The organism is Limnospira platensis NIES-39 (assembly GCF_026000695.1).
Classification (GTDB): Bacteria; Cyanobacteriota; Cyanobacteriia; order Cyanobacteriales; family Microcoleaceae; genus Limnospira; species Limnospira platensis.
In genome coordinates this window covers 4,840,900-4,855,225 of sequence record NZ_AP026945.1, presented here as the reverse complement: position 1 = coordinate 4,855,225, position 14,326 = coordinate 4,840,900, and the positions used below count along the sequence as shown (strand labels likewise).

8 protein-coding genes and 4 pseudogenes are annotated in these 14,326 nt (G+C 43.7%); 5 read left to right on the top strand and 7 right to left on the bottom strand.

The window, feature by feature from the left end; genetic code table 11:
- Positions 1 to 4: 4 nt before the first annotated feature.
- The 3 genes from N39L_RS23920 to N39L_RS23910 all read right to left on the bottom strand — a co-directional run bounded on the left by N39L_RS23920 (position 5) and on the right by N39L_RS23910 (position 1,922).
- Positions 5 to 820, bottom strand: a complete 816-nt coding sequence (locus N39L_RS23920; RefSeq protein ID WP_006617174.1) for a hypothetical protein — start codon at positions 818 to 820, stop codon at positions 5 to 7.
- Between the two features lie 262 nt (positions 821 to 1,082).
- The gene (locus N39L_RS23915) at positions 1,083 to 1,376 is read right to left on the bottom strand and encodes a TIGR03792 family protein (RefSeq protein ID WP_006617175.1); all 294 of its coding nucleotides are present in this window, start codon (positions 1,374 to 1,376) and stop codon (positions 1,083 to 1,085) included.
- Between the two features lie 21 nt (positions 1,377 to 1,397).
- On the bottom strand, positions 1,398 to 1,922 hold the full coding sequence (locus N39L_RS23910) for a DUF937 domain-containing protein (protein WP_006617176.1): 525 nt from the start codon (positions 1,920 to 1,922) through the stop codon (positions 1,398 to 1,400).
- A 368-nt stretch (positions 1,923 to 2,290) separates the two neighbouring features.
- On the opposite strand from N39L_RS23910, the gene N39L_RS23905 reads away from it, so the two are divergent.
- From N39L_RS23905 to N39L_RS23895, 3 genes and pseudogenes are all read left to right on the top strand, one after another.
- Positions 2,291 to 4,012 carry a sensor histidine kinase gene (locus N39L_RS23905; RefSeq protein ID WP_006617177.1) on the top strand — a complete coding sequence of 574 codons (1,722 nt, stop codon included), beginning with the start codon at positions 2,291 to 2,293 and terminating at the stop codon, positions 4,010 to 4,012.
- A 217-nt stretch (positions 4,013 to 4,229) separates the two neighbouring features.
- On the top strand, positions 4,230 to 6,848 hold the full coding sequence (clpB, locus tag N39L_RS23900; RefSeq protein ID WP_006617178.1) for an ATP-dependent chaperone ClpB: 2,619 nt from the start codon (positions 4,230 to 4,232) through the stop codon (positions 6,846 to 6,848).
- Positions 6,849 to 6,905: 57 nt separating this feature from the next.
- Positions 6,906 to 7,152: pseudogene (locus N39L_RS23895) on the top strand (transposase); the annotation flags it as partial.
- Between the two features lie 174 nt (positions 7,153 to 7,326).
- Here N39L_RS23895 and N39L_RS23890 read toward each other — a convergent pair.
- Positions 7,327 to 8,496 (bottom strand): annotated as a pseudogene (locus N39L_RS23890) (group II intron reverse transcriptase); the annotation flags it as partial.
- A 36-nt stretch (positions 8,497 to 8,532) separates the two neighbouring features.
- A pseudogene (locus tag N39L_RS23885) lies at positions 8,533 to 9,431 on the bottom strand (IS630 family transposase).
- Positions 9,432 to 9,695: 264 nt separating this feature from the next.
- Here N39L_RS23885 and N39L_RS23880 point away from each other — a divergent pair.
- Complete coding sequence (locus N39L_RS23880) at positions 9,696 to 10,487, top strand: hypothetical protein (RefSeq protein WP_043468025.1); 792 nt, start codon at positions 9,696 to 9,698, stop codon at positions 10,485 to 10,487.
- Positions 10,488 to 10,571: 84 nt separating this feature from the next.
- Entirely contained in the window at positions 10,572 to 10,745 is a 174-nt protein-coding gene (locus N39L_RS23875) for an NAD-dependent epimerase/dehydratase family protein (protein ID WP_014274445.1), read from the top strand.
- Positions 10,746 to 11,458: 713 nt separating this feature from the next.
- Here the strand turns inward: N39L_RS23875 and N39L_RS23870 are convergent.
- Both N39L_RS23870 and N39L_RS23865 read right to left on the bottom strand, forming a co-directional pair.
- Positions 11,459 to 11,599 carry a hypothetical protein gene (locus N39L_RS23870; RefSeq protein ID WP_202070201.1) on the bottom strand — a complete coding sequence of 47 codons (141 nt, stop codon included), beginning with the start codon at positions 11,597 to 11,599 and terminating at the stop codon, positions 11,459 to 11,461.
- A gap of 219 nt (positions 11,600 to 11,818) precedes the next feature.
- Positions 11,819 to 12,985, bottom strand: a pseudogene (locus N39L_RS23865) (group II intron reverse transcriptase); the annotation flags it as partial.
- Positions 12,986 to 14,326: the final 1,341 nt, after the last annotated feature.

Genomic DNA, 14,326 nt, shown 5'->3' with positions numbered 1-14,326 from the left:
CCAGCTAATTCTTATTATTAGAATTGGGTTTGGGTGGACGAGGTAAATAATTATTACTCTCAGTTTTTTGCATTTGTTTAACTACCAAAAGCAAACGTTTTATATGAGGTTTAATAATTGTCTCGTTTTCATTAGATATGCGTTCTATTTCAGCCTGAATTTGAGACACATCACCCGCCTGCCGCTGAACAGGAGTTGTCAATTTACCCTGTTGATTTTGTAATAATGCGATCGCATTTTGTAACTCAATCACACTACCCTGTAAAGGGGCAATTTCCTGGTGAAACTGCTGTTCCATCTCATCCAAAGCCTGAGACATTTCACTCTGAAACGAAGCCACAGACTCCGTTAACACAGCCACCTGTTTTGACCCACGAACCCTCATCAATTCATCCTCACTTACAGGCTCTGGTAATTGGCTTTGTAGTGCCTCAATATCTCCCCTTAGTTGTTGGCGCAACCCCAAAATTGCCCGCACCGCCTTTTGTTCCAAAACCTCCACCGACTCCCTAACCTCAACCACATCAGCCTGAGTTTCCCCCATAGACTGTTGTAGGCGATGTCGGTTAGCAACATTAAGAGAGAGAGCCACAGTCAGAGGCGCAACCCCATAGAAAGCCTGACCCGAAAGCGCCACCACCACCGACCCAATAGCAGAACTTGCCAAAGAAATATATTCTGCCCACTCCAACCAGTGGCGCTGAGGTAAAGACGAGGCTAACAGATCAGACTCTGACGAATTAGGTTTGGGCATGGCAGCACTGTGATTATGGTTAAGTACAGATTGATTTGGGTGAGAAATCGGAGAAAACATAGCCATGATTTCAATTTAGGTTAAAAGTGAGCAGGTCGATTATGCTACAAGCAATTATGTTATAATCCCAGTCTAATCCGTAATTGTCCGATATGTTGCCTAGCAGGAGTTATCCGTTTTATGGAACCAAAACAAAACCAGGGATTCGCCAAAATTCGTCCATTTTTGAGTATTGCCACGTTTATCGGACTCCTGATTGGGGTAGGTTTACTGACCCTTAACCTTATGTTTGCCCTCATTGACAAATTCAGCTAATCTTCCTCAATCCTTAATGTAGGAACTTACGCACCTGATACTCATAGCTTTCAATAATCGGCATTTTCAGATCACCCATCGCTAGGTCTAGCTTTTCTAAGGCTTCTGTGGGAATGGATTTCCACTGTTCGCGAGTTTCCCAGCGAATTACTAGGATCACCTCTTCGAGTTTGGGGTCAACCCAAGTTTCCTTACCAATAAAACCCGGAAACTGCTTCAGTCCTTCCGTCCAAACCTGTTCATCCTTCTGAATAAAGGCTTCCCACAGTGTTGGGGGAACCTTAAACCGTAACCATTCAATCACCATATCATTAGACCAATTATCAGATTAGCGCTTAAAAAAGCTACTAGCTAGTCGCAGCACACCCGCAATATCAGCCTCTCCATCACCGGTACTATCTAAGAAACTCGTCAAAACCGGATTTTCGCCTTTTTGTGGATCTTGGCTATTAGTCCCAGTTTGCAAAAAGTTCAAAACCACAGGAACCAATAGGGGCAGCAAACTTCTAATAGTCTGAGCATTAACTCCGGTGCGCTGTTCGACCGCTTCAATCAGTCGATTTTGCGTTTGGGGAGAAAATAGCAATTGTAGCACAGCAGGATTCGCTTGGATACCACTATACTGATTAACAAAGGATTGTACTGACTCCTTGCCTTCCTGGTTGCACTTTTCCTTGAGTGCCGATCGCACATAGTCCCCCACCACAGACATCACCGCCTGGGTGGTTTCCGGAGACCCACCAAAGTTAACCCCTAGCTGTTGTGCCGTATTTATGAGATCATTAATTTGGTTAGTGTTGGCTTGCAGTGCTGGGTTATTCAATGCACCGACAATTTGATCAAATAGTTTCATGGACAATTACCCGTCATTCACTAAATTTACTTCTAGTGTACCCCTAGCGCCATCACCATGCCAAAACCAAAATTTGCAGATAGCCTGGGGACTATCAAAGTTCCTTGACCCATGCACACTGTTGAGCGTGCATCTCTCAACTTCATTAAGTTTATCAAAGGTTGCTCAAAATTGACTTATTAAAATGCTAGAATACTTGTCCAGTAGGTTCTCACCTTCTGCTCAACTTGATCCTGAATGTGCCGCCTGAATTATAGATACCGATAATAATATCAGACATCCCCAAAATCTAAAATTCTGACAGCCATCAGAACCGAGGGTTACGCCTGGTATTTTGTAGACCTTCCTGGCTAATTGTAAAGCAACGGATGCCTCAAACCTCACCCAAACCCAATTCTTCAAATACCCTAACTCCTTGGGGGTTGTCTCTGCCGTTTTTCAATAATTTGGGAATTCGGCAAAAAATTAGTAGTGGCTATATGATTGTTCTCGGTGTAGCCGTCGGGGGGGTGTTAACCGGATTTGTAGTTAACACAGTTCTCACCAATAACAGTAATAAACAGTTTAAGATTAATCACAACCAAGCCCATTTTTTAATTAACTTAGATACGAATATTTTTGACCTCAAAGACCAGCAAAAAAAGCTGGTTAATAATATCAACAACCCCGACAAAATCTTAATCATAATTTCCCAAATTAGGTCAGAAATTTTTCAATTACAACTGGCTCTGAACAATTGGCAGGAAGTGCCTAGCACCACGGACCCTAAAATCCAGCCAGACTATCAAAGATTACAAGAAATTTTGCAGGATTATAGCAGTGCGATCGCCATCTATACAGAGGAAATCAACCGGATATTTCAAGCAACAGAAACCGGGAACAACAGCCCAGAAAATCAACAAATCCTCCAACAGTCATTAAACAACTTCAACAACAGCCCGGCTGCCACTAACCTCTATAATTTATCTGGGGAAGCATTGCAGTTAGCGGTCAATTTTCGCGATCGCGCCGACTTAGCCTTAGTTGAATTACAAACCGGACAAAGTATCGCTCGTAACATTATATTAATAAGTTTATTAACCGCTATAGTTTTAGGTTGGTTACTAGCCAAATATACAGGTCAAGCGATCGCCGATCCCATTGAACAAATGATTAGCATTGCCGATCAAGTAGGAGAAGATTCCGATTTTGCCCTAAGAATTCCCCTAACCGAAGACCAAAACACAGAAATCGGCAAACTCACAACCACCCTTAACCAACTAATTAAACGAGTCGCACAATATACCGAAGAACTCCAAAAAGCCAAAATTGCCGCCGAAGCAGCCAACCGTTCAAAAAGTGTATTTTTAGCCAACATGAGCCATGAACTTCGCACCCCCCTAAACGCCATTATTGGCTATAGTGAAATGCTTCACGAAGAATCAAAAGATTTAGGCTACGATGATTTTTTACCCGATTTAGAGAGGATTCAAACCGCAGGAAAACACCTCTTAGACATGATTAGTGATATTCTCGACATCTCCAAAATCGAAGCCGGTCATGTCACCCTGTATCTCGAAGATTTTGCCGTGCAACAATTAATTGATGATGTGGTAGCCACCGCCACCCCCCTAACCGAAAAAAATCAGAACGCTCTCAAAGTCAAAACAGCCAAAGACCTCGGCACCATGTATGCCGACCTACCCAAAGTTAGACAAGTGCTATTAAACCTATTGAGTAATGCTTCCAAATTTACCGATAAAGGAACCATTACCCTGCAAGTTCAGCGAGTTACCAAAATTCCCAATGAGTGGAAAAAAGACACCTCCAATGCTGAAAGATTTGCCAGTGCTAAAACTCAGTATTTGGTTTTTCAAGTCAAAGACACAGGAATTGGCATGAATCAAGAACAAGTTCAACACATTTTTAAAGCCTTTATCCAAGCTGACGCTTCCACAACTAAACGATTTGGTGGCACGGGTTTAGGACTCGCCATCAGCCAACGACTTTGTGAGATTTTAGGCGGCGGCATTTATGTAAAAAGTCGTGAAGGAGTAGGCTCAACCTTTGTAGTTTGGCTACCAGTCCACGTCTCTGGTCAGTATTTGTAGCCACCATAGCTCTGCTGATCACTTCGGTGATCCGTACCCCGAAGGTTAGGAATAGAGAACTAATGCCCCTAGTCAATTAAGCTAAAGTCTATAAATAGTCGGACAGACTAAAACCTTGAGAAAATGATGGCATTCTTATCAAAATCTTCCGCCAAAGGTCCCCCATGGTTAATAGCAGTCAATTATGAGATAAAATCAGTATAGGAGGTTAGAAATTATGCAACCCACAGATCCGAGTAAATTTACAGAAAAAGCATGGCAAGCCTTAGCACAAACTCCCGATATAGTCAAACAGGCTCAACAACAACAAATCGAAACTGAGCATTTGATGAAAGCCTTGCTAGAGCAAGATGGACTCGCCAATAGTTTATTTAATAAAGCGGGAATATCAGTAGCTAAGGTCCGGGAAAGTACGGAAAACTTTATTAATCGTCAACCGAAAATTAAAGGAAACAGCACCAACGTATATTTAGGTCGCACTTTAGATACGCTGTTAGACAACGCTGAAGCCTACCGCCAACAATATGGAGATGAATATATATCCGTTGAACATCTGTTATTGGCTTACGCTAAAGATGCTAGATTTGGTAAAACTCTCTATCAAGAATTTCGACTAGATGAAGCGAAACTTCAACAAATTATTACCCAAATTCGAGGAAATCAAACTGTGACAGATCAGAACCCGGAAGGCAAATATGAAGCCTTGGAGAAATATGGACGCGATTTAACTGAAGCGGCGCGTATGGGGAAATTAGACCCGGTAATTGGTCGGGATGAAGAAATCCGCCGTACTATTCAAATTTTGAGTCGGCGGACTAAAAATAATCCGGTTTTAATTGGGGAACCAGGAGTTGGAAAAACGGCGATCGCAGAAGGATTGGCTCAACGTATTATCGCGGGAGATGTGCCTCAATCTCTCCAAGAAAGAAAACTAATAGCACTAGATATGGGCGCACTTATTGCTGGTGCTAAGTTTCGGGGAGAATTTGAAGAACGCTTGAAAGCAGTTCTTAAAGAAGTCACCGACTCTGAAGGTAAAATAATCCTATTTATTGATGAGATTCACACCGTTGTTGGTGCGGGAGCTACCCAAGGAGCTATGGATGCGGGAAACCTCCTGAAACCTATGTTAGCACGGGGTGAGTTGCGCTGTATCGGTGCGACTACTTTAGATGAATATCGTAAGTATATTGAGAAAGATGCAGCCTTAGAGCGGCGTTTTCAGCAGGTTTATGTTGATCAGCCTAATGTGGTTGATACGATCTCGATTTTACGAGGCTTGAAAGAACGCTATGAGGTTCATCATGGGGTGAAGATTTCTGATAGTTCTTTGGTGGCGGCGGCTACTCTGTCTACTCGCTATATTAGCGATCGCTTCCTTCCTGATAAGGCGATCGACTTGGTAGACGAAGCCGCTGCTAAGTTGAAAATGGAAATCACTTCTAAGCCGGAGGAACTAGACGAAATCGACCGGAAAATCCTCCAATTAGAAATGGAAAGACTGTCTTTGCAAAAAGAGAGTGATACCGCCTCCCAAGAAAGGTTAGAACGACTGGAAAAAGACTTAGCCAACCTGAAGGAAGAACAACGCACCCTCAGCGCTCAGTGGGAGTCGGAAAAAAATACAATTACCCATATTCAGTCCCTCAAAGAAGAGATTGATCGGGTTAACATTGAAATTCAACAAGCGGAACGTAATTATGATCTCAACCGCGCTGCTGAGTTGAAATATGGGACCATGGAAGCTCTCAAAAAACAACTCCATCAAGCTGAGTCACAATTACAAGATACTCAAACCGGAGGGAAAACTCTCCTCCGGGAAGAAGTAACCGAGTCTGATATTGCTGAAATTATCTCTAAGTGGACGGGGATTCCTATTAGTAAATTAGTCGAATCTGAGAAGGAGAAATTACTGCATTTAGAAGATGAGTTACATCAACGGGTAGTGGGACAGGATGAAGCTGTAACAGCCGTCGCTGACTCTATTCAGCGATCGCGCGCTGGTCTGTCAGACCCTAACCGACCCGTCGCTAGTTTTATCTTCCTCGGACCAACGGGAGTCGGTAAAACTGAACTAGCTAAGGCTTTAGCCTCCTACCTATTTGACACCGAAGAGGCGATCGTTCGTATTGATATGTCTGAATACATGGAGAAACATTCCGTTTCCCGCCTTTTGGGAGCCCCTCCCGGATATGTCGGTTATGACGACGGAGGACAACTCACTGAGGCTATCCGCCGCCGTCCCTATGCTGTTATTCTCTTTGATGAGATAGAAAAGGCTCATCCTGATGTCTTTAATGTCATGCTTCAGATCCTTGATGATGGTCGAGTTACCGATTCTCAAGGTCGTACTGTCGATTTCAAAAATACTATCATTATTATGACCAGTAACATTGGGTCGCAGTATATTTTGGATATTGCTGGCGATGATTCTCGCTATGAGGAAATGCGTCACCGGGTTATGGATTCTATGCGATCGGCTTTTCGTCCAGAGTTTCTTAATCGCATTGATGAAATTATTATTTTCCACTCTCTCAAACCCCACCAATTGCGCGAAATTGTCCTCCTACAATTAGGCAATCTTTCTCAGCGCCTAGAGCAGCATAAAATGTCCTTAAAATTGTCTGAGAGCGCCCTGGACTACCTAGCTGATGTCGGTTTTGACCCCGTTTATGGAGCCCGTCCCCTCAAACGAGCTATTCAACAGGAACTAGAAACACAAATTGCCAAAGGCATTCTTCGGGGAGAGTTTAATGATGGAAATACCATCTATGTTGATGTCGAAAATGAGCGGCTTTCTTTCAATAAATTACCCAGAGAACTAATCATCAAGTAAGAAACTCAATTTTAACTGATTCTTTATCCTTAACAATCACGAGGTTATTTAAAATATATAATTCCAACATTGAAGCCAGGTCAGACTCTAGTATTGGACAATGCAACGTTTCATAAAGGGGGGCGGCAGGCTGAACTGGTGGAGGCAGCTCAATGCCGTTTACTCTATCTTCCGCCTTATTCGCCAGACCTCAACAAGATAGAGAAATGTTGGTCGTGGTTGAAAGCCCGCATTCGCCATTGCACGTGAGCAGTTTGATTCTCTCGATGATGCCATGGATTCTGTTCTCAAGGCTGCGTCCTAACCGTATTGACTATTGCTATAAATAACCCCCCTAATTTCCTCGCATGAGTCAACCATAACACTTCAATATTTACCATGATTAGGGGTCGAGATAAACTTCACAGCCTACCCCTCCCATTCAGAACCGTGCTTGAAAGTTTCCCTTCACACGGCTCCTAGTCCGATTGTCTCTTTGTTAAGAGTACAGCATTCGCTCCTCATCGAGGGCTGTTTTATCATCGCGGGTGTGGCGGTGTAACAGTTGAAGGTTCTTGTATTCATCCTTTCCGCCTTGGCTTCTGGGATGTATGTGGTCTACTTCAACTAGGTCTGATGGGGTAAAGTATTGCCCGCACCAGGTACACCTGCCTTTTTGCTTTTTGAGTAGTTTGGCTACCCTTGTCGGTGTGTCAATTGCTTGTCCTTTCCTGGTTGCCCAGTAAGTCCAGTTTCCGTCGTATGGTGTTGCGTCAGGGCGAATTAGGGTGTGTCTGACAATCGGAGTGTAACTGTGTTTCCATAGTGTTAATCCATCCTCGGCTTTGAATAACCAAGTTTCATGCCTTTCTTTCCCGTTACTGAGTTTGACCGTTCCCGGTCTAAAGTATTTCCTCAGTTTATCGTGACTTGCCTTTCCGCATCTTGAATCTGTCCATGCCCGTAACATTAGCCAGATTGTGTAGTCTAGCTTATTGAAGGTCTCGGTTGAGACGACCCCTGAATAATAATTTGTCCACCCTCTTATGATTGGGTTTAGCTTACTTATCAGGGTTGATTTGGGTGCGGTTTTATGTCGTTTGATTACACCCTTTATCACTTCTGTGTGGGCTTTAACTGCTTTCTTGCTGGGTTTGATGTGAGTCAGGAACTCTTTGACTGCGTTTTGGTTTATCTTGCCAGCTTTATGTCTTCCTGCCGGGTATTGCCTGATGTTGAAACCTAGGAAATCAAATCCTTGTTCTTCTGTTTTACCTTCATATTGTATGGGTTTTAGTGTATGACACACTCTTGTCTTTTCAGGTTTGATTTCTAGCCCCACCGGTTTTAACCATTCGGAAATTGCAGTTTTGCACTGTTCAATGATTCTTAGGTCTTTGGATATGACTACAAAATTATCGGCGTATATTACTAACCTTGCAAAAGGTTTATTATTAGTTCCTTGTGGATACATTATTTCTACTAACCTAGCCATCCCATCCAGTGCGATATTGGCGAGTATTGGACTTATTACCCCTCCTTGTGGTGTCCCTGCTTCCGTATCCTCGAATACGCCATTGTCTAGCACACCCGCTTTCAACCATTGTTTCAGGTCTTTCTTCAGGCTGCTTGGACATCGAATTTTGGACAATAGGTAATCATGGTTCACGGTAAGAGCATTTTGCTATAGCACTAGTCAATACGGTTAGGACGCAGCCTTGAGAACAGAATCCATGGCATCATCGAGAGAATCAAACTGCTCACGTGCAATGGCGAATGCGGGCTTTCAACCACGACCAATATTTCTCTATCTTGTTGAGGTCTGGCGAATAAGGCCGAAGATAGAGTAAACGGCATTGAGCTGCCTCCACCAGTTCAGCCTGCCGCCCCCCTTTATGAAACGTTGCATTGTCAAATACTAGAGTTTGACCTGGCTTCAATGTTGGAATTAAGATAAACTCCAACCACAACTCAAACACTGTCCGATTACAACAACCCTCACCTCAAAGGTAAAGGGAGTTAAGAGTTGTTGATAACACCATGGGGCCATATAGCTCACCCTGCCCTACCTCTTCCCGGATTTGAGGGCATCGAAGCGTTGTCCTTCCTCGCAGTAACCATAAGGATAATCCGAGTCTTGACTATTCATGCCAGCTTCATCGAGGTAAACCAACCCTTCCGGCTCCATATGTTCAATCTGAGCAATAAACTCCTCTCGCTGTTGCTCATCACCTTCTTGGTAGCCGTAAGTTGTTTTCTGGTGAAGCCAATTTTCTTCAAGGCTCTGGATATGGTGCCAGGAGAGATGTCGTCATCCCAAAGTTGAGCCATTTGAGCGGAGGTTTTGTCGCCATGCTCTTGGGCAAAAGCCTTGAATTTATGCCAGTCGGTAATTTTGTGGTTATTGCCAGGTCGGTGATTAGGTTTAGGGAGGAAGTCTCCGGTCTGTGCTTTTCTTTGCAGCCAGAGATTGATAGTGTTCCGGCTGAGATGGAAAAATTGACTGGCTTTGGTTTTGGACATACCGTATAGTTCAATTGCATTGATAACTTTTTGTCTAAGGTCGTAACTGTAGGGGGCTGGCCTTTTGGGTCTTCTGTAGATATCCTTGCCATTATACGTCCTAAATGTTCTGTCTTGTGCTATACATTATCTAACTGGTGCCAGACGTTCAGGTATGAAATAGGGCTGAGATGCCCGAAATGACTACCTGGTGAGGGCTTCAGCCCCCCCGGCTGAATATAAGAGGCTCGCCTCTGACCGACCTCATAACTGTTTATATGTTCCTAAGTTTTTGTATCATTCTGATACAGAATGAGGCAAGGAGACCCAAGGTCCAACAAACATTAATATTTAAATGGAAATGTTATGAAGCTGGAAGTTGCAATAACTTTTTTTTACGTTGAAGCACGGTTAAGTTACCTAAAAACGGTAGCAACCTCTTTAGCTTTACTAAGTGACAATATTCATGTATCGATCATTACTAACGACTTAGATAATCATCATACTATTAGACAAGCATGTGCTAGATTGGGTAATAATGTGTCTATTTATGTACCTTTTTTGTTGGGGCATCCTTATTTGCTTACATGGTGTCATTTTGAGGTGTTTCGCAGAAAATTTAAGTTATATCCAGATATAACTCATTTTTGGTATTTGGAAGATGACATCCTAGTTACGCCCGAAAACCTTGCTTATTGGCTAGATGGTCGCGAAAAGCTGAAAAATACGCCTTTTATCCCTTCTTTTGTGCGCTACGAGTACCAAACAGGTAAAGCTGAGAAATTTGTAACAGATACTGTAGCACCAGTAGATTTGAATGCTTCGCCTAGTGTTGAAGTAGCCGAAAACTACCAGTTTATTAATTTGCCAACCCCTGATCAGGGGATGTATTTATTAGATAGGGCTTTGGCGAAAAAACATTTTTTTGGGGGATCGTCTAGCCCCGATTTTGGTCGTTGGGGTATCAGAGAAAAAGCTGCACAGGGCATCACTTATTTAGAAGTGCCTAAAGGGTTTTATTCCCGTAATTTAGTAGGGGTTATAAAACAGCAATATCAGCTTGATCCGCGCTGTTTAATTCATCATTTGCCTAATAATTATGCTAACCATCCCAAGTCTAAATTTGCAAAAGTGGCTGTGGATGCTTTGTTTTTTTAAGTAGGGTATTTAGCATGCTGGCATTAGGCAATTAGCTACCTTATATCCAACTGTTTTGGGTAAGACAGATATTTATAAAACTGGATGATAGTAAAGATAACGATGAATAGTCACCTTGTGAAAAGTAATTTGTCTTGCCGTAAGCGCGTTTTGGGAACAGGTGGGGCGGGTTTTATTGGTTCTTTTTTATGTGAACATTTGTTGGCACTTGGCTGCGAGGTAATTTGTTTAGATAATTTTTTTAGTGGTACTAAATAAAATGTAGTGCATTTGCTGATTAATCCTTACTTTTGTCTTGAGCAGCCATGTCTTGGGGTTTCCCCAAGTGGAGCAACTGGCGTCACATTATCGATTAGGGGTCGAGATAGACCTCACGGTCTACCCCTCCCATTCAGAACCGGACTTGAGACTTTCACCTCATCCGGCTCCTAGTCTGATTGTGTTATGGTCGAAAGAGAAGTCACCTTCCCCAACTCCAATTCCAAACCGTGCTTGCAAGTTTCCCAGCACACGGCTCCTGATGTAGATACCCTATTTGTCAGTAGGAACAGGGCTACGACCCCCCGCTTTGTAACCTCAACTTTAGGAGCTATATACAACCTCGTAGTCTTTAAACTCGCACTCGTCATAAAACTCTTAATTGTCGCGGTCTCTATATCCACACCGTGGCTAGTGGGCATATCCTAACCATTACAGTTAGGCATTAGCTTTCAGCCACATCCTTTCCCCTTAAAGGTATACGCTTACACTTTTCACTACTGTGCAGGTACATCCTGCCGAGAGCCTAAAAGGGGTTTAAACGTTCCGTTTATACGGGCATTCCATCTTTAGACTTGTCCTGTCCACCGGGGTAATTTTAAAGGTCTGTGTAGGTAGTAAAGAGAAACCCCTACTTTTCCCCTTGCTCTTTTGAGCGCAGCGTGTCAACCTGTTTCGCTACCTTCTTATGACGGTGGTTCAAGTCGGAACATTCAGATTTCCTTAGTCATGGATGGTTGGCAGTGGTCGCATATGGTAGTAGGTTCTACTTCAGGCCTTCCGTTCCCCGCTTCAATCCTGGGGTTATGATTCCCAAAACTGGGGGTGGCTATCGCCGTTACTCTCAACTTCATGCTATACTAGGTGGGTCACAACTCCCACCGTTCAAGCGTTCTGTCTTGACCTTGAGTCCCCTGCCTTGCTTAGTTACCTAAGCGTCGGGAGATATAAACAGTTATGGGATGGTCAGGGAAGCGACTCCCTATATTCCACCAAGGGGTGGAAGTCCCACCGGGCAGTTATTTCGGGTATTGCAACCCTATGCGCGTGCCTGAACGTTTCGCACCTCCTTGTTAAGAGTACAGCAACCTCTCATTGTCCAGAGCTGTTTTATCATCGCGGGTGTGGCGATGTAGTAGCTGAAGGTTCTTGTATTCATCCTTTCCACCTTGGCTTCGAGGTATAATGTGGTCAACTTCAGCTAGGTCTGATGGGGTGAAATATTGCCCACACCAGGTGCACCTGCCTTTCTGTTTCTTAAGTAGTTTTGCTACTCTTGTTGGCGTGTCGATTGCTTGTCCCTTCCTGATTGCCCAGTAAGTCCAATTTCCGTCGTATGGTGTTGCGTCAGGGCGCACTAGGGTATGTCTGACAATCGGAGTCCAATTATGTTTCCAGAATTGGAATCCATCTTTGGTTTGGAATAACCAAGATTCATGCCTTTCTTTCCCATTACTAAGTTTAACCGTTCCATGTCTGAAATAGTTTCTTAGCTTTTCGTAACTTGCCTTTTCGCATCTTGATACTGTCCATGCCCGTAACATTAACCAGATTGTGTTATCTAGTTTGTCGAAGGTCTCTGATGAGACGACCCCTGAATAATAATTTGACCATCCCCGAATAATCGGATTTAGTTTACTTATCCGGGCTGACTGAGGTGCTGTTTTATGTTGTTTGATTACACCTTTAATCACTTCTGTATGGGCTTTAACTGCTTTACGGCTGGGTTTAATGTGGGTTTTGAATCCTAATAGTTTCCCATGTGGACTTTTCCCAGTTTTATGTTTTCCTGCCGGGTATTGCCTGATATTGAATCCCAGGAAGTCGAACCCTGGTTCCTCTGTTTTGCCATCATACTTAATAGGATTAAGCGTGTGGCAAATTCGAGTCTTTTCAGGTTTTATTTCTAGTCCAACAGGTTTTAACCATTCGGAGATAGCAGTTTGGCACTGTTCAATAATTTCGAGTGATGGTGATATCACTACAAAATCATCGGCGTATCTTATTAAGGTGGCTTGTACCTTTCCTTTTTTCTTGGGATACCCTGTTTCTATTAATCCAACCATTCCCAACAGTGCAATGTTGGCTAGTAGTGGACTTATTACCCCTCCTTGTGGTGTCCCTGCTTTTGTATCCTCAAACACGCCGTTGTCCAAAACACCTGATTTTAACCATTGTTTTAGGTCTCTTTTCAGGCTGCTTGGACAATGAATTTTGGACAGTAGGTAATCATGGTTCACGGTAAGAGCATTTTGTTAGGGGTCGAGATAAACTTCACAGCCTACCCCTCCCATTCCAAACCGTGCTCGCGAGTTTCCCAGCACACGGCTCCTGATGTAGATACCCCTTTTGTCACTGGGAACAGGGTTACAACCCCCTGCTTTATGACCTCAACTTTCAAAGCTATATGCTTGCGTTAGTCTTTCAACTCGCTGCCATTAAACTCTTACTTATCGCGGTCTCTATATCCACACCGTGATTAGTGGGCATATCCTAACCATTACAGTTAGGCATTAGCTTTCAATCACATCCTTTCCCCTTAAAGGCATACGCTTACACTTTTCACTACTCCACGGGTACATCCCGCCACTTGAGAGCCAATGAGGGGTTTAAACGTTCCATCTATGCGGGCATTCCATCTTTAGATTTGTCCTATCCACCGGGGTACTTTTAAAGGTCTGTGTAGGTAGTTATAGCAGCCTCCTACTTTTTTTCCCTCGCCCTTTTGAGCGCAGCGTATCAACCTATTTCGCTACTGACGCATTACATATGGTTCAAGCCGGACATTCGGTTTCCCTAATCATGGATGGTTGGCAGTGCTCGAGTGAGAGGTAGGTTCCTCTATTATGCCTTCCGTTCCCCGCTTCAACCCGTTGAGTGTGAATCCTCAAATTGGGGGTGGCTACCGCCGTTACTCTCAACCTTACGTTATACTCAAGGGGTTTGTGCGAAACGTTTAGGAGTGAAATAGGGCTGCAATGCCCGAAATAACCTCTTAGTGGGACTTTCACCCCTTGGTGAAATATAGGGAGACGCACTCTCATTCTTATCCCTAGACCATCCCATAACTGTTTATATGTCCCGACGCTTGGAGAAATCTAAGCAAGGCAGGGAACTCAGGGTCAAGACAGAACGTTAGAACAGAGGAAGTTGTGAGCCTCCTATTATAGCGCGAAGTTGAGAGTAACGGCGGTAGCCACCCCCAGTTTGAGGAATCATAACCCGTCAGATTGAAGCGGGGAACGGAAGGCGTGAAGTAGAACCTACTACCATATGCGACCACTGCCAACCATCCATGACTAAGGAAATCTGAATGTTCCGACTTGAACCACCGTAATGAGTAAGTAGCGAAATAGGTTGACACGCTGCGCTCAAAAGAGTAAGGGGAAAAGTAGGAGTCTCAACTCACTACCTACACAGACCTTTAAAGTGTACCCCGGTGGATAGGACAAGTCTAAAGATGGAATGCCCGTATAAACGGAACGTTTAAACCCCTTTTAGGCTCTCAAGTGGCAGGATGTACCTGCACAGTAGTGAAAAGTGTAAGCGTATACCTTTAAGGGGAAAGGATGTGACTGAAA